General features: G+C 32.4%; 21 protein-coding genes and 1 tRNA gene. 5 read left to right on the top strand and 17 right to left on the bottom strand.

The window, feature by feature from the left end:
* Nucleotides 1-19 precede the first annotated feature (19 nt).
* From WPG_RS17445 to gmd, 13 genes are all read right to left on the bottom strand, one after another.
* Nucleotides 20-691: an acyltransferase gene (locus tag WPG_RS17445; RefSeq protein WP_052471210.1), complete on the bottom strand. Its 672-nt coding sequence runs from the start codon at nucleotides 689-691 to the stop codon at nucleotides 20-22.
* Nucleotides 692-767: 76 nt separating this feature from the next.
* On the bottom strand, nucleotides 768-1,643 hold the full coding sequence (locus WPG_RS17440; RefSeq protein WP_052471209.1) for a glycosyltransferase family 2 protein: 876 nt from the start codon (nucleotides 1,641-1,643) through the stop codon (nucleotides 768-770).
* Nucleotides 1,633-2,877 carry a glycosyltransferase gene (locus WPG_RS09570; RefSeq protein WP_045471799.1) on the bottom strand — a complete coding sequence of 415 codons (1,245 nt, stop codon included), beginning with the start codon at nucleotides 2,875-2,877 and terminating at the stop codon, nucleotides 1,633-1,635. The genes WPG_RS17440 and WPG_RS09570 overlap by 11 nt, the downstream gene beginning before the upstream one ends.
* On the bottom strand, nucleotides 2,871-3,899 hold the full coding sequence (locus WPG_RS09565; RefSeq protein ID WP_045471796.1) for a polysaccharide pyruvyl transferase family protein: 1,029 nt from the start codon (nucleotides 3,897-3,899) through the stop codon (nucleotides 2,871-2,873). Before WPG_RS09565 ends, WPG_RS09570 begins: the two co-directional genes overlap by 7 nt.
* 64 nt (nucleotides 3,900-3,963) lie before the next feature.
* Nucleotides 3,964-4,707 (bottom strand): sulfotransferase family 2 domain-containing protein, encoded by a 744-nt coding sequence (locus WPG_RS17435; RefSeq protein ID WP_052471208.1) that lies wholly within the window; start codon nucleotides 4,705-4,707, stop codon nucleotides 3,964-3,966.
* 18 nt (nucleotides 4,708-4,725) lie between these two features.
* On the bottom strand, nucleotides 4,726-6,456 hold the full coding sequence (locus WPG_RS17430) for an ABC transporter ATP-binding protein (RefSeq protein ID WP_052471207.1): 1,731 nt from the start codon (nucleotides 6,454-6,456) through the stop codon (nucleotides 4,726-4,728).
* An 80-nt stretch (nucleotides 6,457-6,536) separates the two neighbouring features.
* On the bottom strand, nucleotides 6,537-7,328 hold the full coding sequence (gene cysQ / locus WPG_RS09550) for a 3'(2'),5'-bisphosphate nucleotidase CysQ (protein ID WP_045471793.1): 792 nt from the start codon (nucleotides 7,326-7,328) through the stop codon (nucleotides 6,537-6,539).
* Nucleotides 7,329-7,337: 9 nt separating this feature from the next.
* Nucleotides 7,338-8,594 carry a sulfate adenylyltransferase subunit 1 gene (locus WPG_RS09545; RefSeq protein ID WP_045471791.1) on the bottom strand — a complete coding sequence of 419 codons (1,257 nt, stop codon included), beginning with the start codon at nucleotides 8,592-8,594 and terminating at the stop codon, nucleotides 7,338-7,340.
* A gap of 15 nt (nucleotides 8,595-8,609) precedes the next feature.
* A complete protein-coding gene (gene cysD / locus WPG_RS09540) occupies nucleotides 8,610-9,515 on the bottom strand; it encodes a sulfate adenylyltransferase subunit CysD (RefSeq protein ID WP_045471788.1) in 906 nt (301 codons plus the stop codon).
* 5 nt (nucleotides 9,516-9,520) lie between these two features.
* Entirely contained in the window at nucleotides 9,521-10,111 is a 591-nt protein-coding gene (gene cysC / locus WPG_RS09535; protein WP_045471785.1) for an adenylyl-sulfate kinase, read from the bottom strand.
* Complete coding sequence (locus tag WPG_RS09530; protein ID WP_045471783.1) at nucleotides 10,108-10,548, bottom strand: DUF2061 domain-containing protein; 441 nt, start codon at nucleotides 10,546-10,548, stop codon at nucleotides 10,108-10,110. The genes cysC and WPG_RS09530 overlap by 4 nt, the downstream gene beginning before the upstream one ends.
* A gap of 63 nt (nucleotides 10,549-10,611) precedes the next feature.
* On the bottom strand, nucleotides 10,612-11,562 hold the full coding sequence (locus tag WPG_RS09525; protein ID WP_084221640.1) for a GDP-L-fucose synthase family protein: 951 nt from the start codon (nucleotides 11,560-11,562) through the stop codon (nucleotides 10,612-10,614).
* 1 nt (nucleotide 11,563) lies between these two features.
* Nucleotides 11,564-12,679: a GDP-mannose 4,6-dehydratase gene (gmd, locus tag WPG_RS09520; RefSeq protein WP_045471781.1), complete on the bottom strand. Its 1,116-nt coding sequence runs from the start codon at nucleotides 12,677-12,679 to the stop codon at nucleotides 11,564-11,566.
* A gap of 355 nt (nucleotides 12,680-13,034) precedes the next feature.
* On the opposite strand from gmd, the gene WPG_RS09515 reads away from it, so the two are divergent.
* From WPG_RS09515 to WPG_RS09500, 5 genes are all read left to right on the top strand, one after another.
* A complete protein-coding gene (locus tag WPG_RS09515; RefSeq protein ID WP_045471778.1) occupies nucleotides 13,035-18,233 on the top strand; it encodes a T9SS-dependent choice-of-anchor J family protein in 5,199 nt (1,732 codons plus the stop codon).
* Nucleotides 18,234-18,519: 286 nt separating this feature from the next.
* Nucleotides 18,520-18,678 carry a hypothetical protein gene (locus WPG_RS18205; RefSeq protein ID WP_171817169.1) on the top strand — a complete coding sequence of 53 codons (159 nt, stop codon included), beginning with the start codon at nucleotides 18,520-18,522 and terminating at the stop codon, nucleotides 18,676-18,678.
* Nucleotides 18,679-18,696: 18 nt separating this feature from the next.
* Nucleotides 18,697-19,830: a hypothetical protein gene (locus WPG_RS17425; protein WP_052471206.1), complete on the top strand. Its 1,134-nt coding sequence runs from the start codon at nucleotides 18,697-18,699 to the stop codon at nucleotides 19,828-19,830.
* A gap of 31 nt (nucleotides 19,831-19,861) precedes the next feature.
* Complete coding sequence (locus WPG_RS09505; RefSeq protein WP_045471776.1) at nucleotides 19,862-20,896, top strand: nucleotidyltransferase family protein; 1,035 nt, start codon at nucleotides 19,862-19,864, stop codon at nucleotides 20,894-20,896.
* Between the two features lie 68 nt (nucleotides 20,897-20,964).
* Nucleotides 20,965-21,552 (top strand): hypothetical protein, encoded by a 588-nt coding sequence (locus tag WPG_RS09500; RefSeq protein WP_045471774.1) that lies wholly within the window; start codon nucleotides 20,965-20,967, stop codon nucleotides 21,550-21,552.
* Nucleotides 21,553-21,612: 60 nt separating this feature from the next.
* Here the strand turns inward: WPG_RS09500 and WPG_RS09495 are convergent, their stop codons facing one another.
* The 4 genes from WPG_RS09495 to ftsZ all read right to left on the bottom strand — a co-directional run bounded on the left by WPG_RS09495 (nucleotide 21,613) and on the right by ftsZ (nucleotide 25,197).
* Nucleotides 21,613-22,479, bottom strand: a complete 867-nt coding sequence (locus WPG_RS09495; RefSeq protein WP_231850164.1) for a zinc-dependent peptidase — start codon at nucleotides 22,477-22,479, stop codon at nucleotides 21,613-21,615.
* 55 nt (nucleotides 22,480-22,534) lie between these two features.
* A tRNA-Arg gene (locus WPG_RS09490) sits at nucleotides 22,535-22,608 on the bottom strand.
* A gap of 29 nt (nucleotides 22,609-22,637) precedes the next feature.
* Nucleotides 22,638-23,087 carry a GatB/YqeY domain-containing protein gene (locus tag WPG_RS09485; RefSeq protein WP_045471771.1) on the bottom strand — a complete coding sequence of 150 codons (450 nt, stop codon included), beginning with the start codon at nucleotides 23,085-23,087 and terminating at the stop codon, nucleotides 22,638-22,640.
* Nucleotides 23,088-23,253: 166 nt separating this feature from the next.
* Nucleotides 23,254-25,197, bottom strand: a complete 1,944-nt coding sequence (gene ftsZ, locus WPG_RS09480) for a cell division protein FtsZ (RefSeq protein WP_045471767.1) — start codon at nucleotides 25,195-25,197, stop codon at nucleotides 23,254-23,256.
* Nucleotides 25,198-25,234: the final 37 nt, after the last annotated feature.

Raw genomic sequence — 25,234 nt, 5'->3', positions numbered from 1 at the left:
AAAATTAATCATTTCTAATTTAAATAGTTTTGATAAACTTTGCAGGAGATCCACCATAAATTTCATTTGAATTCACAGATTTTGTAACCACAGATCCTGCTGCAACTATAGCTCTTTCTCCTATTTTAACACCAGGAAGTATTGTTACACCTGAACCAATCCAAGCACCATCTTCTATTGTTATAGGTTTAGAAATTAAACCACCTTTCCATGAAGGCAAGCTCTTATCTGTATATATATGATCATGAGTATATAATGTACAATTAGGGCCAATCGCAACATTTTTACCTATACTAACATCATCTACTACATCAATAATAGTATAATCACCAATATGCGAACCATTACCAATTGTTAAAACTCCGTAACTGTTAGGTTCTCTCGCAAATATTGAACAGTACGTTTCTATTTTTACATCTTGTCCAAATTTCCAATGCTTTCGTAGATATATTCTGGCATAAGAACCAAGTTTAAAACCATTAGAAATTTCAAGGCTTGAATTTTTACCTAATAAAATTTCGCTATTCTCTTGTAAAACAGCATCATTATCAATTTTTAAAACAGATTTTTGCGCAATTCCAAGATTTACATTTTTAGCTATTTTACAATTGTCTCCAAAAATTAAATCTCCTTTTCCTTCTACTTGAATTGGAAAGCTTAAATTTTTATTTTTTCCAAAATCTGCTATCATCAAATTATACAACCAATAAAGTTTGCGAAAACGTCTATTAATTGAATAACTTATGTAGTTAAAAAAAATATTCATATTATTTTGAAAATAAGTTTAAAAATATCTGAATGTAGGACAACTTACTTTGCCTTTTTAATTCTAAAGCTTTACTCAAAGAGTAATGCTTGGTAGCCGAGAGTATTGATCTAGATTTAGTGTAGTCTATTTTCTTTAAAGCTTTAGCCTTTTCTCCTTCATTTAAAGGACACTTTGGCGAGTTTATCAAGTTTTCTGCTAATAATACATATTTGTAAGGTTGCATAGGATCGCTTCTATGATCGGCCATTTCTTGCTCATCATGTTCTCTATACCATACAATACCTTGAGGCATTAAAACCACAGAGAACTCTTGCGAAAGTATATGCCACATTTCAAAATCGCCTAACATACGCTTTCCGGTAAAACCTCCTGCTTTTTCAAAAATTGATTTATTTATAATTGCAGATAATGGTGCTTTATGAAATAATTTTTCTTTAAAATATTGTCTTTGATAAGCTTCTGTCGGATTCAATTGAAAGGGAAACTTTTGGTGTTTATCTTGTGATAACGAACATAAACCATAACCTGCCTCTGGAAATTGTTCCATGTAAAACACTAACTGCTGTAAACCATAAGGATATATCATATCATCAGCATCTACATATTTTAAATATTTACCCTTAGCGTAAGATGCGGCTTTGTTTCGGTTAGGATAATCCCCTAGATTTTCTTCGTTTATATAAACTTTTATTCTTTTATCTTGCTCTTGGTATGCCTTTGCTATGGTAACAGATTGATCCTTGGATCTATCGTCTACAATAATGAGCTCCCAATTTTTATAGGTCGATGCCATAACACTTTCTATGGCTTCGGCTATATACTTTTCTCTATTATAAACCGTCATTAAAACGGATACCAAAGGTTTATTTTCCATATTTATCCTTTATGTATTTTTCTACAATACCTTTCCAACTGTAAGATTCCTCAACTAAATGCCTAGCATGTTGTCGCATCTCATTTAACTGACTTGTATTGCTAAATTTAGGTATTAAAGCATTAAACTCTGCTAAGGTATTAAACTCTAAATAATGCTGCCCATTAAAAGCATTAATACCTTCTATCCCTTTGGCTGTGCTTAGCACCAATTTACCATAAGACATGGCTTCTAAAATTTTTAGTCGTGTGCCACTGCCTTCTAACAAGGGTACTAAAAGTATATCGTGGTTTGCATACGCAGCACTAATATCTTTAACCTCACCAATAAGATTAATATTATCATAATCTTTTACGTACTTAAAATTTATTTGATCTGGTGATTTGCCCACAATATTAAGCTGAAAGTGCTTTGGTAAATACTTAAAAATGGTTTCTACAAACCACTGTAATCCTTTATAATTGGGCGCATAATTTAAAGATCCTACAAAAAGAAATTGTTTATAGTTATGCTGTGCGGTCTGAAAAGTTCTCTTATCTGTATCTGAGCCGTTAGGCAAGTTGTAAAAGGTAACCGATGTGCTTGGGTTAGCATTTTTAAATTTCTTTTTATCTTCTGTACTGCATACCCATATTTCGTTAAAATAATTATCAATATTATACTCTAATGCTTTTAACTGATTCAACTGTTTTAATGTAGTATTTAGCTTTGCTTTATAATCTTTAGCTTTACTTTCTTTTAAGGAATTATACTGTTGTAAAACAAGTTCGTAATCAAAATTATGCGCATTTAATATTGAATTTGAAAATAACTCCTTTTTTAAATAAACTACGGTATTTAAGGTATCGAAAACTATAGTTTCTAAAGCTCTATATTTTTTAAGTTGTTTTAATTTTTGGATTTGTTTTGACAAAACATATGAGGCACTTGGTGCCATATGTATAGTGTTAGTATGCTTAGTGCCAATGGTCCTTAAAAAAGCATTTACAACTTTAAAAATTTGTCTTAGAAAAAATGTTTTTCTGTAATATTTAAGGTGTTGCACTCCTTGATTACCTATGAAAGTAGCAGAAATAGAGCTTACCTCAGTATCTGTTTTATTATAAGGTGATAGTACAACTAAATCACAATACGCTGAAAGCTCTTTTATTAAATGATACGTGCGCTGTTGCCCACCATTTCCATTTTTTGAAAAATGTAGGTTAGTTACAAATAGCATAGGTTCCTTTAACATAATATATAGTCTTTAAAAATAGTATCTACTATACTATTTACTTCAACTGTATAACTATTACTAATTTGCAATAAGTGTTTAGACAAATCGTCTCTGCGTTGCTCTAGTAATTTTATTTTTTTAAAGAGCGATTTATAATTATTAACATCTACAATATATTCTGCTAGCCCTATATCTTCTAAATAATGATTTATTTTAGAAGCATAACTCACAGCTATAAATGGTACTCCTAACTGTGTTGCAAAAATAAGTGAATGCAAACGCATACCTATTAGATAATTACTTTCTTTAAGTTTATTGATATCAAAGCTTACATCTTTATGTATGTTAAAATGGTGTTTTATTAATGCATCATCACCATTGACAGTATGAATATGTAATGGTAAAAAATTAATCGAATTCTTAACATAAGTCTTAACACGTTTAGAAAAACGCTTAATATTCCATAGTCCTAATACATCTATTATAAAAGGAAACTTATGTGCTAGTTTATTAAAACGATGATAATTCTTGGTGTACTGTTTAAAGAGATTAGGCTTCCATGGTCGTAATGACAACGCTGTGGCTTTATAACTTTCTGTAGTGTTATTTGGCTTATAAGGATATAGAAAGGTTAAATCTGGTGAAAGAAAAAGATCTTTACTACGATATGTTTTAAACGTTGTAAAACTAAACTTATCTCTAACTAAAATGAATTTCGCATTTTTGGCGATATAAGTAATAAACTTAATGTTATCGTCTCCAACACTATCTATACTCACACCTATAAAAGCCCAAGGAATTGTTATTTTTTTTAATTGCTCTGCTATTCTATTGGTATTACGTAGTATTAATCCTCCTCCACCTACTAATAGAAAATCACAACTATTAATTACACTTAACTTGTTGCTTAGGTCATCCCAAGCCACAAAAACTTCGACTTCTGTAATACCATGAGATAAAACTTTTCGTTTTAGACATTCTAAAATACGGTCGTCGCCTGCATTATTTTGGTAATACCAACCTAGAATAGCTATTTTCATGGATATTTAAGACTAATTGACAACTACTAATTGTAGATTTTTTTGTTGTTTTTAATTTAAAATATTAAAACTCATAATCAAATCTCTCTATATCAGCTTTATATTTTTCCTCTATAATACTTCTAGTTCTATCTGTATAATATGTTCTGTAAGTGTCTTTTTTTGTGGCGTTTAATTGCGGTAAATTAATTTCCTCTACATCAAAATATGGTGCTATATAATTAAGAGACTCGTTTAAATTTTCGAGCTTACCTATATAATCCATATCATTGATTCGATATTTCGGATTATGAAACGAGCTACAATGATGAATAATATTATCTACAAGTTTAACATACGTATTGGTAGGAATAAATTTTGGAATATTATGATTATCGACATCACACCATTGAATAAATTCTACAAATTCTGAAAAATTATTAAAAACATTTGACCACTGCTTGCCTTTAAACATTTTATAAGCTGATACTACTCTATCATAAGGATTTCTCACAATGGTAAATTTAAAAGCCTTATCCCAAATATGATCCGGAATCTCATCGAATCCCAAACCATGTGAAAATCTTCCTGGTCGCGCAATATAACACAAGAAATTTGGATATGTGTTTAGTGTATTCCACATGCTTGTACCGGCACATTTATGTATATGAACATATATTTTATTAGGAAGGTCTTCTTTTGACCATTTATCTAAGGGCTGAAAAGGTTCTTTAATCACCCGTGATTTCTCAGAGTTTTTTAATCTCGAGTTATTAATCTGAGTCCAGATTATTGGTGGTGTAATATCTTTAATAATTTTTTTTATCATAATTGTTACATCTAAAGTCTAAGTATTTGACTTAAAGTTGTTGATTTCAATAATTCTATCACAGTGCTCAAGGGTTGTTAATCTGTGAGCAATAATTATGATGGTTAATTTTCCATCCGATAAATTATTAATAGCAGTTGTAATTTCTTTTTCAGTTTCTTCGTCTAAAGATGATGTGGCTTCATCAAAGAATAAAATTTCAGAATCAAAATACAAAGCTCTAGCAATACCAACACGCTGACGTTGCCCACCAGATAATTTAGTACCGTTTTCACCAATCATTTCTTCAACATTATTTGGCAAGTCATTTACCATATCCCATAAATTGGCCCGTTGTAATACAATTTTTAGCTTTTTGTAATCTATGTCATCTTTCGGACATCCAAACGCTACATTTTCTGCAATTGTACCATCAATGAGGTATACTTGTTGTTGTACATAACCTACTTTTTTATAGAAGGAGTTCTTATTAGCTTCACTTAATGGTGTTTCATCAATATAGTACGTTCCTTGATTAGGCTTTAAGAATCCTAATAAAATATTCATTAACGTTGTTTTACCCGAACCAGATGGTCCTACCAAACCTACAACTTCACCCTTTTCTATTTTAAAATTGTAATCTTTAAACAAAGGTTTTTCAGAATCTGGGTAATAAAATGTGATATTTTTTAAAGAAAGGTGTTTTTTAAATTCTAATGGCTTTTGTTTAACTGTAATTAGCTTATCCGATTCATCATGTAATGGTTTAAAAACATCAAAGACCCAATGGCAGCGATTTAATCCGTTTATTGCAATCATAATTCTATTAATTGAAGGCATTATGCGGTATCCAGCAACTGCAAATAATCCAAGTAATTTTACCATATCTGTTTTAGATGGAAGGTAATAAATACCAAAAGATATAATAACACAAATAGCGAGCATTAAAGCACTTTCAATCACTTTTGTAGGAGCGATATTATAAATCACCGTTTTTACATCAACATCTACTAGAGCATCTAAATTATTTTTTATTTTTTTTCGGAATTGCTTCTCGGCTCCCATAATTGTAACATCTACATAGCCGTAAATGCTTTGAAACATGTTTTTCCCTAAAATTGGAGTGATTTCGTTTGTAATATGGCCTAGCTCCACTGACTTTTTTCTAACCCAAAAGTAAAAAATGAGAAATACAGGAATTACTGTAAACGCCAACAACAATAGTATTTTAAAATTATAGATAGCAATGAATACAATAATTAAAATCAGCACTATAAATTCATTGAGTAAATTAAGAACTCCTAAAACTTGCATTTTTGCGAATTGCTTTGTGGCCATTCTAAGGTTTCTAACCACAACGTTAGAGTTTACAGCCTTAAAATATGAAAATCCTTTTTTGTAATATAACTGATGTAATTTTAAAGAAAACTCCTTAGAAAGTCCCAACGCAAAGGTGGTGTTAAACTTATTAATCCAAAGGCTTAATAGATTTTTTATAACAATAACAAGAAATAATCCTATGGCAAGCAAAACAATTAATTGTTTTTCATTTGTAAGACTAAAATTAGTATAAAGAAAACTTGCCCACGTATACTTTTCGACCACATTATCTTCTAAGAGCACTGAAAAAACAGGTAATATAGCACCAAGTCCGATGAGTTCTAATACCGAACTAATCAGTAACAAAAGCGAAACTAATATTAATTTAGCACGATGCTTCTTTTGTAAGGTCTTTAGAATAAACTTAACGGTCTTTACTACAATTTTCATATTAATTTATATGCCTAGTTAAGGATTATTGGAATTTCAGCGCAATAAAGCTGATTAACACAAATAGCATTCTCTTCTTCCTATTTTACTACCAAGAACCAATTATTTAATAATTTTTTTCGGTTGTAAAGCATAGGCTCTTTTGTATCCCAATCGATCACTTTACAGCCAGAATGTTCACATATCGCTTGCCCAGCCGCAGTATCCCACTCCATAGTTGGTGCAAATCTAGGGTAACAGTCTGCTAGTCCTTCTGCTACCATACATAATTTTAAGGAACTCCCTTTAGATATCAAATTTACTTCTCCATGTTTTTCACGCATTTCTTTAACATAATCTTCTGTTTCTGCAGACATATGTGAACGACTAGCAACAATGGTAAAGGTATTATCTTCACGCTTAAGAGGTAGCTTATCACCTTCTTGCAGTAGACTATCAATATTATAATCTTTTTGATCAACAGACACTTTATATGAGCCCATTTCATTTGTTGAGAAATAAAGATCACCCAAAGCCGGTACAAAAATTACTCCGAGTACTGTCTTTTGATTTTCCATTAAAGCTATATTTACTGTGAACTCATCATTACGCTTAATAAATTCCTTTGTACCATCTATAGGATCAACAATCCATAATTGATTCCAATCTTTACGCTGATTGTATGGTATTGACTTACCCTCTTCAGAAAGTACAGGAATGTTAGTCTCTTTCAAATAAGACATAATTACGTCATGAGATACTAAATCTGCTTTAGTTAAAGGCGAATTATCTCCTTTAAGTTCAACTTCGAAGTCATCAGAATGATATATCTCTAAGATTTTTTTACCAGCTTCTAAGGCAGCTATTATAGCCGTTTTTAAATTTTTGTTCATGTAAAAGATTTAAATAATCATACCTGCACCAATAGTTTCATTGGTTTGTTCATCAATTATAATAATACTTCCTGTTTGACGATTTTTCTTATAAACATCATAGAATACTGGTTTAGCAGTTCTAATAGACAGACGTACTATGTCATTCATTTCAACCTTATCAATACCTTCAATACGATGTAACGTATTGATATCTATTTTGTACTTTAATTCCTTTACCATTCCAACACATTCGTTTGTAGTATGTTTTATAACCACCTTAGTACGTGCATGTATAGGCTTAGTGCTCATCCAAGTGACTAAAACTTCCAAATCTTGACCGATTTCTGGAACATTATTTTCACGTACTATCATATCTCCACGACTGTTATCAATTTCATCTTCTAAAGTCATAGTAACTGACATAGGAGCAAATGCTTCAGATATTTGCTCACCGTATAGCTCAATAGTCTTAATAGTAGAAACAAAACCTGAAGGCAACGACTTAACCTTATCTCCTGGTTTAAATATTCCACCATCTATACGACCTGCAAAACCTCTATAATCTTGATTATCTAATGTATGAGGACGAATCACAGACTGGATAGGGAAACGGCAATCTATAAGATTATGATCGCTAGATATATGAACAGTTTCTAAATGATACATTAATGTACTCCCTTGATACCAATCCATGTTTTCAGAACGGTTAACAACGTTATCACCATTTAAGGCCGAAATAGGAATAAACTGAATATCATTAATACCAAGCTTAGAAGAAAAGGCTTTAAAATCTGAAACTATACCATCATAAACGTCTTCACTATAATCTACTAAATCCATTTTATTAACACAAACAATAGCATGTGGAATACGCAGCAAAGAGGCTATAAAAGCATGACGATGCGTTTGTTCTAGCATCCCTTTACGAGCATCGATAAGGATAATTGCTAAATTAGCAGTAGAAGCTCCAGTAACCATATTACGAGTATATTGTATATGACCTGGCGTATCTGCAATAATAAATTTACGCCGTGGTGTCGCAAAGTAGCGATAAGCGACATCTATCGTGATGCCTTGCTCACGCTCTGACTTTAGACCGTCTGTAAGTAAAGACAAATCAACATAATCAAAGCCCTTTGATTTACTAGATTCCTCTACAGCATCTAATTGATCTTGAAAAATTGATTTACTATCATACAACAAACGTCCAATCAATGTACTTTTGCCATCATCTACACTACCTGCTGTTGTAAAACGTAATAATTCTATATCTTGATAATCCATTATATTCTATAAATTTTAAAAGTAACCTTGTTTTTTACGATCTTCCATTGCAGTTTCAGCACGCTTATCATCAGCACGCCCGCCTCTTTCTGTTGTACGAGTTGTTGCAATTTCTTCAATAATTTTCTCTAAGTTATCAGCTTCAGATTCTACTGCACCTGTAATTGGCATATCACCGCATGTACGGTAACGAATAGTCATATTTTCAACTTTTTCGCCTTCCTTTAGCTTAATAAACTCTGAATTTGCCAAAATTACACCATCTCTAACCACACAATCGCGTTGATGAGAAAAATATAACGAAGGTAAATCAATGTTTTCTAATTTTATATATTCCCAAACGTCCATTTCTGTCCAGTTAGAAATAGGAAATACTCTAAAATGTTCTCCGTAATTTTTTCTACCATTAAAGAGATTCCATAATTCTGGTCTTTGGTTTTTTGGATCCCATTGTCCAAATTCATCGCGATGCGAAAAGAAACGCTCTTTTGCTCGTGCTTTTTCTTCGTCTCTTCTTGCTCCACCCATTGCTGCATCTACTTTATGGTCTTCAAGCGTATCTAAAAGCGATACAATTTGAAGTGCATTACGAGAAGCATCAGCTCCCGTTTCTTCTTTAGCCCGACCTTTATCTATAGACTCTTGTACTGATCCTACTATCAGTTTAACACCCAGTTTCTCTACAAGAGCATCACGAAAAGCAATAGTTTCAGGAAAATTATGACCTGTATCAATATGAATTAAAGGAAATGGTATTTTCGCAGGAAAGAAGGCTTTTTTAGCCAAATGCGTCAATAATATAGAATCCTTGCCGCCAGAAAACAATAATACCGGATTTTCAAATTGTGCTGCAATTTCTCGGATGACGAAAATAGCTTCCGATTCTAATTCTTTTAAGTGATTAATCACGTAATTACTCATATCTTCTAATTTAATTTTTGAATAATAAAATCTAAAATGGTTTGAACAGATGTTTCTATAGATTGGTTATCTGTTACAATTTCTAAATCAGGATTAACTGGTGCTTCATAAGGAGCTGAAATCCCTGTCATATTTTTAATTTCTCCTGCACGAGCTTTCTTGTACAACCCTTTTACATCTCTACGCTCGCATTCCTCAATAGAGGTATTAATATAAATTTCAATGAAACTTTCGTGACCAACTATTGTTTTTATATTTTCTCTATCTTTAATATAAGGTGATACAAAAGCTGCCAATGTAACCACACCTGCGTCAACCATTAGGTTAGCTATTTCGGCTATTCGTCTTATGTTCTCAGTCCGATCTTCCGGAGCAAAACTAAGATCTTTATTAATACCTTGTCTAATATTATCACCATCTAAGCTAAAAGTAGATATACCTTTTTCATTAAGTTTCACCTCTACTAAATTTGCTAAAGTAGACTTACCAGAACCTGACAATCCTGTAAACCATAATAAAAAAGATTGATGACCATTAAGTTTCTCTCGATCAGCTTTTGTTATTTTATAGTCTTGTCTAACTGTATTTAGACTCATAATTCTCTAGTTTTTTTTAACTTTTCTAATCGTTTTTTTCGTTGACGTTGATCTAAACCATAGTTAATACGATACCATACTTTTTCGTGCCCATAGTATAGTATCATTTTTGTAATAACTTCAGAGCCACCTATCTTTAATCCCGTTAATGGGTTTCCAGTAATTATCCAGCTCAGTATAACAGTATCTAAAGTCCCTATACCACGCCATGAAAACGTTTTTAAAATATGCCGTCTATTTGATGATTTTATCGTTGATTTAAACCATAATCTTTCATGCACATAATATAAAATCATCTTAGTCACTAGTTCAAAAACACCTATTTGAACGCCAACAGAGATATCATTTGATATAAACCAAGATAATAAGAACGTATCTAACGTACCTAATATACGCCAAGTAATGGTCTTGGCTAAATGCCGTTTACTGAATTTCACAAACTTAAGTTAATCATTTAATTATTTTACACTAATTTTTGTTTCATATAAAATAATTGACATTTACATTTTTATCTTCTTATAATTTTCTTGATGTGCTTTAAACCAATTATAAGTATTTTCAATCCCCGATTTTAAATCAAATGCAGGTTTCCATCCTAAATTTTGTAACCGTGAACTGTCCATCAATTTACGTGGAGTTCCGTCTGGTTTAGAGCTATCCCATATAATTTCACCTTTATGACCAACAATCCCTTGAATCGTTTCTGCTAATTCTTTAATAGTAACATCTGTACCTGTACCAACATTATATAAGTATTCTGGTAATACATTTTCAACCGCAAACAAAACGGCTTGTGCCATATCATCTACATGTAAAAATTCGCGCATTGGCGTGCCACTTCCCCATAATTCTACAGCTGTATTTTCATTTTCTTTTGCCTCATGAAATTTACGTAGCATGGCTGGTAATACATGAGAACTTTGTAAATCAAAATTATCATTTGGCCCATATAAATTAGTTGGCATTAAGCTCACAAAATCTTTACCATACTGCTTTCTAATGGCTTGGCAAGCTTTTACGCCTGCTATTTTTGCTATAGCATACCATTCGTTTGTTGGCTCCAAACTATCCGTGAGTAAATATTCTTCTTTTAAAGGTTGTGGGGCATACTTAGGATAAATACATGAGCTTCCTAAAAAGATAAACTTTTTTACATCAGTTTTATGAGCTGCATCTATGAGATTGTTTTGAATCTGTAGATTCTCCATTAAGAATGGATAAGGATTCTCATTATTTGCTAAAATGCCACCTACACGTGCGGCCGCATCTATAATTAAGTCTGGACGTTCAGTATTCATAAAATCCTTGACAGACTGCTGATTGCGCAAATCGAGTTCACTACTAGTTTTTCCAATAAGATTACTATAACCTCTAGCCTCTAGCGCTCTCCAAACTGCAGAACCGACCATACCTCTATGACCTGCTATATAAATCTTAGAGTTTTTATTTATTTTACTCAAAATAATTCAATGTTTTATAACCACCATCTTCAAGATACTGCTGCTGTTTCATGAGCTTTAAATCACTCTTCATCATATCCTTTACTAAATCATCTAAGTCATATTTACATTCCCAACCCAATTTCTCCTTAGCTTTAGTAGCATCCCCAATAAGTAATTCAACTTCTGTTGGTCTAAAATAGCGCGGATCAACAGCTAGGACTTCCTTACCTATTTCTAACTGATATTCGGGATTATCGCTTTTTACTACATAGGCTTTTTCTTCCTCACCTTCACCTTTAAATTCTAATTCTATACCTACTTCAGCAAAACTCATACGAACAAAATCGCGTATTCTTGTTGTTTTACCTGTTGCAATCACCCAATCTTCAGCTTCGTCAGCTTGAAGAATCATCCACATCATACGAACATAATCTTTAGCATGTCCCCAATCTCGTTGAGCATCTAAATTACCTAAATAGAATTTATCTTGTAAACCTAAAACTATTCTAGAAACTGCTCTTGTAATTTTACGCGTTACAAAAGTCTCTCCTCTAATAGGTGATTCGTGGTTAAATAAAATACCATTACAAGCATACATGTCATAAGCTTCACGGTAATTCACGGTAATCCAATAGGCGTACATTTTTGCTACAGCATATGGAGACCTTGGGTAGAAAGGAGTGGTTTCTGATTGTGGAACTTCTTGTACTTTACCATACAACTCAGACGTAGATGCCTGGTATATTCGTGTCTTTTTTTCTAAACCTAATAGGCGGACAGCATCTAAAATACGTAAAGTTCCTAAGCCATCTGCATTACCTGTATATTCCGGTATTTCAAAGGATACTGCAACATGACTCATTGCAGCAAGATTATAAATCTCATCAGGTTGAATTTCTTTAATCAATCGCGTAAGGTTAGTACTATCAGTCATATCACCGTAATGCAAGTAGAAATTTTTATGATCTACATGTGGATCTTGATAAAGGTGATCAATCCTGTCTGTATTAAACAAAGACGAACGGCGCTTTAAACCATGAACCTCATAACCCTTCTTTAATAAAAATTCACTAAGATAGGCACCATCTTGGCCAGTAACTCCGGTAATAAATGCAACTTTACTCATATAAAAAATACTACACTCAGCTATAGCGAGCTAATTTTACTAATTTTTTACAAATCTAAACAAATTAAAACCAAATTATAGTATTTCTACATTTTCAAAAACATATAAAATTCTTGCAAATAATGAGCAACTCAAACTTTAAAAGAGGCCTAACAAATATATAATGTATTGTAAAACTATTTTAAAAATGATCTCTAGGCTTTATTTTAATGCAACTCATATTTAAAGAATATAATTAACGATTTGTTTATATCTTATTGTAAATAAAATTATTAGTTTTATTATATTTGTTTTCCCTTACCATTGGTTGTCTTAATTGACCATTATTTTTATCGAATAACAACTTATTTACATTATGAAAAATTTTTACACACTTTTTGTTACACTTCTAATAAGCAGTTTGGCTTTTGGGCAGATAGCTGAGGATTTTAATACTGGATTATCCACTTCTTATTTTACTGGTAACAGAACTCTCACCAGTGGTTCTTGGTCTATGCAAGCTGTAGTACAAGAAAACACAGGTAATTCGAGATCTGGGTTTGCTGCTCGTATCAATGATGATGTAAACGGAGCCCATTTAACAACACCATCTCTAAATGGTGCTGGTACTTTAAGTTTTTGGTATCGTGAATTAAATAGTGGAGGTGGTACTTTTGAAATACAAACATCAACTGATGGAACAAACTATACTACTTTGACATCTCAATCCTTCTCAGGAACAACATTTACACAATTCACATTCAACATAAATGACTCGAGTTCAAATTTAACTATTAGAATCCTTAATGATGATCAATCTGGACATCTAATTATTGATGATTTAGTTGTTACTGCATTACCTTCAGGTCCAGATAATCCAGATGCATTTTCAGCATCTATATTATCTTCTTCACAAATAGATTTAATTTATGATGATAATACAGCTGGAGACAACGTTGTTATTGTTTTCGACACTGATGACACCTTTACTGCACCTACAGGAGCTCCTGGCACTGTGGGTAGCGCATTAGCTGGTGGCACTATTTTATTTAATGGTTCGGGTTCTGGAACATACAACCATACAAGTTTAACTGAGAATACTACCTATTACTATATGGCCTATTCATACGATGGTGTTGATTACTCTACAGGTTTAAGCGCAAATGAGACTACACCTTGTAATGCAATTGCTGTAACTGCATTAAGTCCTTTTCAAGAAGGTTTTGAAGCTGGAGTACCACCAAGTTGCTGGGCATCCTATAGAGGAAGTAACGGTCTAGGTACTGCACAAGATTGGCAATTAGAAACAACAGATGTAAACTCAGGTACTAATGCCGCTTTTGTAAGGTATGAAGATGTATCTGGTGGTAATGCTGAAGATTGGTTGGTAACACCAGCATTAGATTTAAGTTCACTTACAAATACAGAATTGTCTTTCTTTACCAGAGATGAAGATTTTGTTGATGCTAGTGATTACTCTGTTAGAGTTTCTACATTATCACAAACAGATCAAGCTTCGTTTACTACTATAAATACAAATACTTCGTACGGCGATACTTATACAAATGAAATCGTTGACTTATCTGCTTATGATGGTCAAATCGTGTATATAGCTTTTGTTATGTCTCAAGATAATGGAGATAGTTGGTATATAGATGATATTGAAGTAAAAGAAGGAACATCTAAAGATGCAAATATTATAGAAACTGGCTTTGATGAACAAGACAATATTGATTATACCTTATTTGATGATGTAACAAGTGCTTTAGATGATACTAACGCTATAAAAATTGGAGAATTTTCTATTCAAGATGCTGGTGGTGCACCTGCAGATATTGATGCGCTAACTACAACGCTTACAGATATATCTTTCGATATTACTGGCTTTGCCAATATTGCTGCAATTGCATTAATAGACGATACAGAACCTGTTGTTGTAAACCTTGCTGAAACATCAACAGTAACAGCAACTACAACATTCTCAGGGTTAAGCATCCAAGCAGATGATGATGGAAGCAAAATATTTAGTGTTTATGTAACGTTTGATAATGCTAACATTACTGATAATGACCAAATACAATTAACCATTAGTGCTGCAACGGCAGACAACTCAGGTTCGGTATTTGCTAATGCCAATGCTGGTGGTGCGCAAACCACTATTAACGGTGATGATAATAGAATTGAAGTTACTGCTACCGATTTAATTATCGGTACTGATACCTCAAATGTAGAAGTGAACACAATAATGTCTCCTTCGCTTACAGTAACTGCTGTTGACGCAGAAGCAAATACAGATTTGGATGTTGTAACTGTAACATTAACACCTTCAGTAGCTGGCATTTTTGATGTTACGGCTTCTTTTGTAGATTCTACAACATCTGGTACTGCCACCTTTGATAACTTAATTTTCGATACTACAGGTACAGGATATACTTTAACGGCAAGCTCTGGAGCTTTAACGACTGATACTAGTGCCGCATTTGATGTTACGGAAGCAGTGGTTCTAACAACTACTATTGTTGCTATTGAAGATTTTGATAGTTCAACACCTAACTGGACAAATGATATATCTAGCCAAACTTTCGTAGATCCATCTTCACCAAGTGAAGGCTTATTTATTCAAGCAGCATCAACAAACAATCTTAATTTCTCAGGTAATACTGCTTTTGGTAGGGATTTAGAAGGGGAAAGTGGTGAACCTTCATTATCACCTTACACATTCACTTTTGATCCTGTTACTATAACAGGATTAACTTCAGTTAATGTAAGTTTTGATTACCACGCATTTGCAAATGCTGAAATAGGAGAATACGAAATATTTATAGATGGTGTTGGCCAAGGTAGTGTAGAATATTTCAATGACCCGGATACATCGCCAGGTGTAAACGGGACTATTTCTGTTGATATTCCTGACGGTAATAATACTGTTGGATTAGTTCTTACTGGCACACTCAATGGAGAAGATGACGTGCTCGAATTAGATAACTTTACAATAACCTCAACTTCAATATCAACTCCAACATGTAATACCTTCGCAGGAAATGGATTAACAGGTTTTGGTGATGTTCTAGGTACTGGTAGTCTTGAGGTTTGTGCTATCTCAGGTACAACTATTGACTTTACATTTACCAAAGGCTCAGGAAACTTCAACAACGACGACTACATGGTTATTTATATAGATAGTCAATCTGGTGGTATTACAGATACCGCTAACTTAACAGATACAGGAGACCCAGGAAGACAAGCAATTTCAGGTTTTGATGGAAGTAGTAGATCAACTTTAGATTTCCCAACAGGTTTTGAACCAGATTTTGCAATAGCATTAGATAACAATTTTGCTGGTTTATTTGAAATCGTTGAATCTGGCTCACACACTTTTATTCAAGACGCAACATTAAGTCCTACAGCTACACCAACAGCAGCCACTTATACATTTAATATTGATTTTACAAATATTAATACTTCAATTGGTGCAGAAAGCCTAAAAGTATTAGCAACCTACCTTAATCCTGATGGTGCTTTCCGTTCTAATGAAGCAATTGGCAGAATGAATACTGTTGGTAATCCGGGCGCTAATCCTGTAGGAATGGACACTTACTATCAATCTAATAGTGGATTACAAGGGGGTATTGCACCTTCTACTGCTGACGGTTTATGGTCTGACGGTGCATCTTGGACTAATGGTAACGCACCATTAAACGGAGATGAGATTACAATTAATAATGCTATAAACCTTGATACGGATTATACAGCCGGAGCTATTGAAGTTACTGGAGCGAATATATTCACTGTTGATGCCGGTAGTACTCTTGCAATGACTGGAGGTATTTCTGGAACAGGAAGTATTAATATTAATGGAAAAATTATAATTACTGAAGGTGGTTTTACAGATATTGAGCCTACTTACGGTGCTGGTTCAACTTTAGAATATAGAAACATTGTAGCAGCATACAATCGTTTCAATGAATGGAGTAATGGTGCTACTCTTGGTGCCGGTGTTCCGGATAATGTTATTATTGAAAATGCTACTTTAGACCTTACCAATGGTGCTCAAGCTACTTTTGAAGACTTTACAGTAGGTTCTAATCTTACTTTATTAACTGTTGGAAATATAATAATAGACTCAAACGAGAGTTTAACAGTGGGAGGTGATTTTAACAATTCGGATGGTAACTTAAGCTTAAACTCTGTTTCAGATGATTATTCAAGCTTAATAGTAGTTGGGACTGCTACAGGAAATGCAACTTACAATCGCTATGTTAATTCTAATGCGCCAGTTAATGGTAATGATCTTATTAGTGCACCTGTAACGGGTCAAGCTTTTAACGTTTTTATCGCTAACAATACCAATATATTAACTAATCCAAGTGGACCAGAGGTTTTATTTGGTGGTTTTGATAGTAATGATGGGGCTAACCCTTTTGAACTTTGGATTGAAACAGATACAACTCCATTAGAAGCTGGTAAAGGTTATCGTACTGGTATTACAACAGGTGCAGGTTCTAACCTTGTTACTTTTGAAGGAACCGTAAATGCTAGTCTGGTACAAACACCTATTAGTCAAGGATCTGCCAGTACTCTTAATTTAGTAGGAAACCCTTTCCCTTCTTATTTAGACGCGCAATTATTTTTATCAGAAAATTCTAGTTTACTTAACCCAAGTGCACAAGTTATTTATGGATACAATGATAGTACTGATGGTACTTCTGCAGGTGATTATACTATTATAAGTGCATTGCTAAATAACACCTTAAATATTGCACCTGGTCAAGCATTTTTTGTTGATTCTGATGTTGCTGGTGGTAATGTAGAATTTAAGACAACAAGTCCTGACATGCGTTTACTAGGTGGTGGTGATGACTTTATTTCAGGAAGGGACTCTGCCGTAATTACTAACCTAAAGTTAAATTTAAGTAATTCTACTAGTAATTTTATAACAGATATTTTCTTTACAGAATTTTCGAGTTTAGGATTAGATCCAGGATATGATGCAAGTCTCCTAGGTGGTGCTGCGCCTTCTTTCTCTTTATACTCTCAATTAGTACAAGACGATGCTGGCGTTCCATTTGCTGTACAAGCTTTAGGTGAAACTGATTATGAAAATGTAACTGTTCCATTAGGAGTTAATGCAAATCAAGGAGAACAACTAACGTTTAGTATAAGTATAAATACTTTGCCTAGTGCTGTAGAGGTATATATAGATGATATTGTTGCAAATGTATCTACATTACTGAACTCAAGTAATTATGTCTTAAATCCTAGCGTAAATTTAAATGGTATAGGACGATTCTATTTGCGCTTTACTGATACTTCTTTGTCCGTAACCGAGAATTCGTTAAGTAATTTAAGTATCTATAACAATGCTAGTGATAAAACTATTATTATTTCTGGTCAGTTAATTCAGTCTACAGTTGCTAATATATACGATTTACAAGGTCGTTTAGTTAGCTCAAATAAGTTAGATACGTCCAAAACTATACAATCAATTAACGCCGATTATTTGAGCACTGGTATATATATAGTCCAATTGAATAATAACATGCAAGACATATCCAAAAAATTAATTATTAGATAACTCTGATTATATGAAGAATATAAACGTATCATTATATGAGATACGTTTATATTTTTACTGTGACAAAATTAATAACCTCGTGTCATAACTCATATAGTTATAATTGAATAAAACTAAAACATATACCGTTGCGTATAAATAGATATTAACTATTAATATATTACATAAGTAAAACTGTTTTAAATAAAAATAAAAGGAAATTTAAAATACTGAATAAACCTTTTGATATTTTGTTATTATAAATAAATAATTTTACTATTTTTGAACTAAATTTAGGGCCAACGCCATGAAAGAAAACAACTTAGATAAAATCACACGTAAAGATGCCATAAAAAAAATGGGGAAATATGCAACACTTACAGCTGTTGGTACATTTGTGATTTTAAATCCTCTTAAAGCGCAATCGTCTTCTCCACCAGATCCAGGAGGAAACCCTTTCGATTAATAACTATAATATTTCGTTTTGAATCATAGCTTACAACCTACTTACCAACGACTAATTGGTGAATATTGGGTATTTTGGTATGAAATCTCAAATAGCTATAGTATAGTAACTTCTGAATTTAAAAATCTATTGGATTTATATATTCAGGCAGAAACTAAAAATATTTTTTTTAACAAATTAGCTAGTAAATTCAGTAAATATGATTCTATAGGTGTATTAAACTCTATTGAAAATTATCTCAAAGACTGTAATAAATCAGTTGAAAATCCAATAAATGATATAGTAAATATAGATAAAACAAAACGTTCTATTTCAAAGTATTACTCAATTAATGATATAACCATTGAAATTCACTACGATTGTGAATTGGTTTTAAAAACTATACATCCAGCATTAGCACATTACTCTACAAAACCTATTGATGACTCACAAATTAGTTTTGATCTTTACATTAAAGATGAAAAATTATATTTATATAAAAATGAAGAATTAGTTGACTATTTTCCTAAGCGAGATTACCATCTTATTCAGGGTAAGTTTATGATGCAATTATTATGTTTTATACACAATAAATCAGAAAAAGATTGGATTGGAACTTTTCATGGCTCAACAATTACTGATGAAAATAATTCAATTCTATTTATTGGCAAATCTGGAAAAGGGAAGAGCACTTTATGTGCATTATTAGCTCAAAATGGATTGAAATTACTTGCTGATGATGTCTCACCAATGCTTTCAAACACGAAACATATCCATTTTAACCCTTCAGCTATCTCTATAAAAGCTGGTGCTTTTGGTATACTTGAACCTTATATTAAAACTTTTAAAGATTTACCAGAAATCGAATTTAACAAACATAAAGGATTAATAAAGTATTTACCTTGTGAAAAACCTAATAAAAATGCTTATGCTTCTCGCTCAATTATTATTGTAAATTACAAAGCAAAATCAAAAACTGTATTAGAAGAAGTATCTATAAAAGTGCTCATGGAAACGTTAATTCCAGATTCTTGGATATCACCTAACCCAATTCATGCAAAAGAATTTATTGATTGGCTAGAGACTATAAATTTATATCAGTTAACCTATAGTGATACTCAAAACGTAACAAATGAAATCTCTCAACTATTTCAACATTACAAAAGCCAATAATAGTTTATATTAGTATTCAATTATTTCATCAATGGGTAATCTAGCCATTACATATCAACATATTGCAGATATCCTTAGTTTTACATCTTCTAACTCTAAATTAGAGAAGACCTTAAAAAAATCAAATTTTGATTGGGATAGTATTGTTATTGAAGGTAGCAGACATCTTGTTTTACCAGCAATTTTCTGTAGATTAAAATCAAAAAAACTATTACATACGCTACCCAAAGAGTTAGAAAGTTATTTAGAAGAAATTACAGCTATTAATAGAAATAGAAATAAAACCATCTTAAAGCAAATTCATAAAATATCAAACCTTTTAAATGAAAATAAAATAGATTATGTTTTCTTAAAAGGCGCAGCCCTATTAGCCCTTGGTTGTTACGAGGATAATGCAGAACGTATGGTAGGAGATATTGATATTTTGGTTGCTGAAACACAAATTAAAAGTGCATCTCAAATAATAAAAAACAATGGTTATAACTTCAATTATGGCTATGCATACAAAACAATAGATTATCGACATCTAGATCGATTAATATCGAACACAGAATTAGCTGCAATAGAACTTCACTCAAATCTTCTAAAAAAGAACTATCGATACCTCATAGATATAGATAAAGTTTTAAAATCTAAAAGCAAAGTTTTTGATATTTATATACCTAGCAATCATTATTTATCTAAACACAATGTCTATGCATGGCAAATTAATGATTCAGGATATTACTATAAAGCCATACACTTAAAACATTATTATGATAGTATTAAATTAAATCTAGATTCTAATCAAGATTTATTACAAGATTTAACAACAAATAAATATGGAGAATTCTATTTACAAATAGCACAAATGTATTTTACAGAATTTAAAAACATTCCGATAACTAAAAAGAGTAAATCATTTAAGAAACAACATATCAATTATTTAGACAATTGGTTTTATAAAAATGTACTAGTTCCAATTAAAAAAAGTCAATATTTTTTTTCCACCAGATATCAACTTATAATTAACAATAAATATTATAGACAGCATTTAATAAAAAAAATATTTCTACAAAAGATTTAACGTATTTTAAGGATAAAATACTATTTTTGACTCTGTTATGTTTTTTTGAATTTATATTTCAATATCAAATGAAAAAATATTTTGTTGCTTTATTAATATCTTGCTTTACACTTTCAGTCTCATCTCAAGGTGAAAGGTCACTTGAACAAGATGAATGGCTTGTATCCGTTGGATTAAATACTATAAATTCTCTTGGAACAAAAAATCCTTTGGCTGATCCAGGAGATTGGGCCGTTAAATACCCTTTAATAGCTGGCGTTGAGACAAGATGGAATAAATTATTTACTATAGAATTAGCGTTTAGCTTAAATGGTTTTAATTCAGGGCAATCTTTAGATGCTTCAGGACCACCTTCTGAAGACATATCTTACTTTTCTATAGACACAGCCTTAAAATATTATTTTGGTGAAGCATTATTTCCAGATGCTAGATGGCTTGATTTTTATGCAAGCGGAGGACTTGGTTTTTTTAGTTTAGATGACGGGAATACTTCCGTCAATTTTGGTGGTGGTGCAATATTTTGGCTTACCAGAAATCAAACTTTTGGAATAAAACTTCAAGGCCTTGGGAAATTTGCTTTGAATCATAGCAATAAAGGAGAAGTTTACCCAAATAATCACTTTCAATATAGTTTACAGGCCTTGTTTAGATTATAATAATCTTACACACATATTTACAATAATAAAGTCTTCTTATTTTGGAGGACTTTTTTATTGCTAATACTCTGCGAAACTAAAATTTAACATCAACTTAATATAATTATATAAATCAGGAAACTGAGATTTGAATTCTAGAGGAGTTTCAATAAAATTCTCTAATAATACAGCAAAAAATTCAAAATGGTTAGTATAAGCATAAGTTCTAAAATACTTAGATGCTATCAAATCTTTCCTCACCGCCTCATGATTTTGTAAATAGGTAGTTAAGTCCTCAAATCCTTGGTTAAATATTAAGCTACTTACATCATCATTCCTAAATGCATTTAAATGTATAGCATGACCAAATTCATGAATTCCTAAATTAAGATTATCATCACCAATTTTATAACCATGCTTAAAGTCTTCCCATGAGAATACAATTGTTTTTAAATGTGGATTAATTTCCCCCTTATGGTAAGTTTCATTGATTTGAGAATAGTAAGCCTTAGGATATATAATTATTGTTTCAATGATATCTATAAGATAATTTCTAAAACCAAAAGTGAGCATTACTGCTGTTGAAGAAATTAAAGTTTTCATTTCATCTGTAACTTCAACCCCTTCTCTTCCAACGAATGCTTTAGAATTAATAAACCCTCCAACTCTATGCAAAAATACACTTTGCTCCTTTTGATTGAGTCTATCATAAAATGGAAACTTTGTTTTCAAAAGGTTTAATTGCCTATCTGGAAGCTTATTTGGTAAAATAATAGCATTCAAAAAAAATGGTTTTTTATACTTTAGTGCATATTGTTGTTCAAAAAACAGATAAAAGCGACTAAAAACTACAGCAGCCATACCTCCAAAAAAAATGATTAAAAAAATCAATTTAAGTGTCGGGTTCATTGGTTGGACTTCAGTTTCTTGAAGGTAGATTAAGATCATGGTTAAAGATAGGTAGAAAATAAAAACCATACTTTAGACAGCATGGTTTTATTTGTGACCTCGAGAGGATTCGAACCTCCAACCCTCAGAGCCGAAATCTGATATTCTATCCAGTTGAACTACGAGGCCAAGTTCCTATGCATTTAGGAATATCATTTTTATGATAATTTAGCCTTTATAATGGTTGAAATTGTTTTACCATCTGCCTGGCCAGCCAATTCCTTAGAGACAATTCCCATAACCTTTCCCATATCTTTCATCCCTTCTGCTCCAATTTGATCAATAGTGATGATTACAACCTTCTCAATTTCTTCTTCACTTAATGCTTCCGGTAAAAACTGACTAATCACTTCTGCTTGGTCAATCTCAGGCAATGCTAAATCTTTACGATCTTGCTCTAGAAAAATTGCAGCACTATCTTTACGTTGCTTTACCATTTTAGATAAGATTTTAATTTCTTGATCTTCCGTTAACTCTTCAGAAGAACCTGAAGCTGTCCTAGCCAATAATATTTCTGCTTTTACAGCTCTTAATGCAGCTAAAGCTGTTTGATCTTTTTCCTTCATTGCCGTTTTCATGGCAGTCATTACATCATCTTGTAAACTCATAATTATCTTATTTAAATGGATTGCGAAGATACTAAAACTTTTACCGAGAACTATAAATGAATTTATTAGACAACATCAAATTAATAGATACAAAAAGCCCAAAAAACTTGAGGTGCTTTTTGGGCTTTTGACTTCAGTGTAATTAACACAAAACTTAAACTTGCTATTAATCTACGTTATCGTGTAAAAATGAATTGTTACTTCGTAATTGAATATCATCATTGTCGTCAGTGCCGACAGACATTCTCGAAGCATTGGTTTCCGAAGAATGCTGAGCATCTTCTAAATTAACACCTTGTCTTTTGTAAGCAGGTTCTTTTTCAATTTCATCTATTTTCGCTGTATTGAACTTATAGTTAAAATCTTTCATTTTTCTTCTACGCTCATCAGCGCGTGCTATTAATAATTCTGAGATTGGACTATTCATTGGATCAATCTCTTCTTGCACTATTTCTTCTGTTTCCTCAACTTGAAGTACTTTCTTTTCAAAAACAATTTCTTCTTTTACTTCTGTTCCTTCAGTTTTGGTATTCATAGAAGATTCAAAAGTTTCAAAGTCATCTTCTAAAGCATAGCGCTTTTCACCTTCCTCATTAACTTCTGTAACAGAAATTATTTCAATTGGCTCATTAACGTTGATATCTCTAACCTCATCATCTAAGCTAAAAAACATCTTTTCATCACCAGTTTCAGGTTCTGCAAGCTTCTCTGATTCCTTGTTTGAAATAGGTAAATCAAAAGTCAACGTAATTTGTTCTTCTTCCGATTCAATATTTTCGATAACCTCAGCTTTGTTTTCAATTGGAGTAATTATGAACTCTTCTTCTAATTCAGTTTCAGACTTCGTATCTAGAACTTCATTATAAACCACATTCATACTTCTTAACAAATCTGTCGTTGGAATTATATCCATTCCAGTGCCTGTTACGTCAACCTTAGCTTCAGTTTCAACTTCATCCTCATCAATTAAAGTATAGCGTACAATTGGCGTTTCCTTTTCTTCTTCTAAAACAATATCTGGCGTAATAATCGCTGGCTCTTTTTCTTGAGTACTCACTTCCTCGATTGCTTCTTCTAAAGCGTGAATTACTTTTTTAGTCTCCGTATTTGAAATTTCATTTTGCTGATCTATATCAAAACCTGTGGCAATTATTGTTACCGCAATAGACTCTTGTAAAGACTCATCTTCACCAACACCCATAATAATGTTGGCCCCATAGCCGGCTTCTGTTTGAATATGATCATTAATCTCACCTATTTCATCTATAGTAATTTCCTGAGAACCAGAAACGATTAGCAACAATACGTTTTTAGCTCCAGTAATTTTATTATCGTTTAATAATGGCGAATCTAAAGCTTTCATAATAGCTTCTTGAGCTCTAGTTTGACCAGATGCCGTAGCCGAACCCATAATAGCCGTTCCACTATTACTTAAAACTGTTTTTGCATCACGTAAATCAATATTTTGAGTGTAGTGATGTGTAATAACTTCTGCAATTCCTCTTGAAGCTGTAGATAAGACTTCGTCGGCTTTAGAGAATCCTGCTTTAAATCCTAAATTACCGTAAACTTCTCTTAGTTTATTATTGTTAATTACCACCAGAGAATCAACATGCGCACGTAATTTCTCAATACCACGCTGTGCTTGTTCGTTACGCATTTTACCTTCAAACTGAAATGGCATGGTAACGATCCCGACAGTAAGTATGTCGAGCTCTCTTGCCATCTTAGCAATAATTGGTGCAGCACCAGTTCCTGTACCACCACCCATTCCGGCAGTTATAAATACCATTTTAGTATTGGTATCTAACATTCTGCGAATATCTTCTAAACTCTCAACAGCTGCTTCTTCACCTACATCAGGATTGGCTCCCGCTCCTAACCCTTCCGTTAAATTAACGCCTAGTTGAATTTTGTTTGGAACACCGCTATTTTGAAGTGCTTGTGCATCTGTATTACAAATTACAAAGTCAACACCTTTGATACCTTGCTGAAACATGTGATTAATGGCATTGCTACCACCACCACCAACACCAATAACCTTAATGACGTTTGATTGGTGTTTAGGCAAATCAAATGAAATGTTTCCAAATTCGTTGCTATTACTCATATTTTTGAGATTATGGGATTTTATATATATTGATTAA

Origin of the sequence: Winogradskyella sp. PG-2 (genome assembly GCF_000828715.1) — a bacterium.
In the GTDB taxonomy this organism is placed as follows: domain Bacteria; phylum Bacteroidota; class Bacteroidia; order Flavobacteriales; family Flavobacteriaceae; genus Winogradskyella.
The sequence above is the reverse complement of the archived record's forward strand: the minus strand, read 5'-3'. Positions and strand labels throughout refer to the sequence as shown.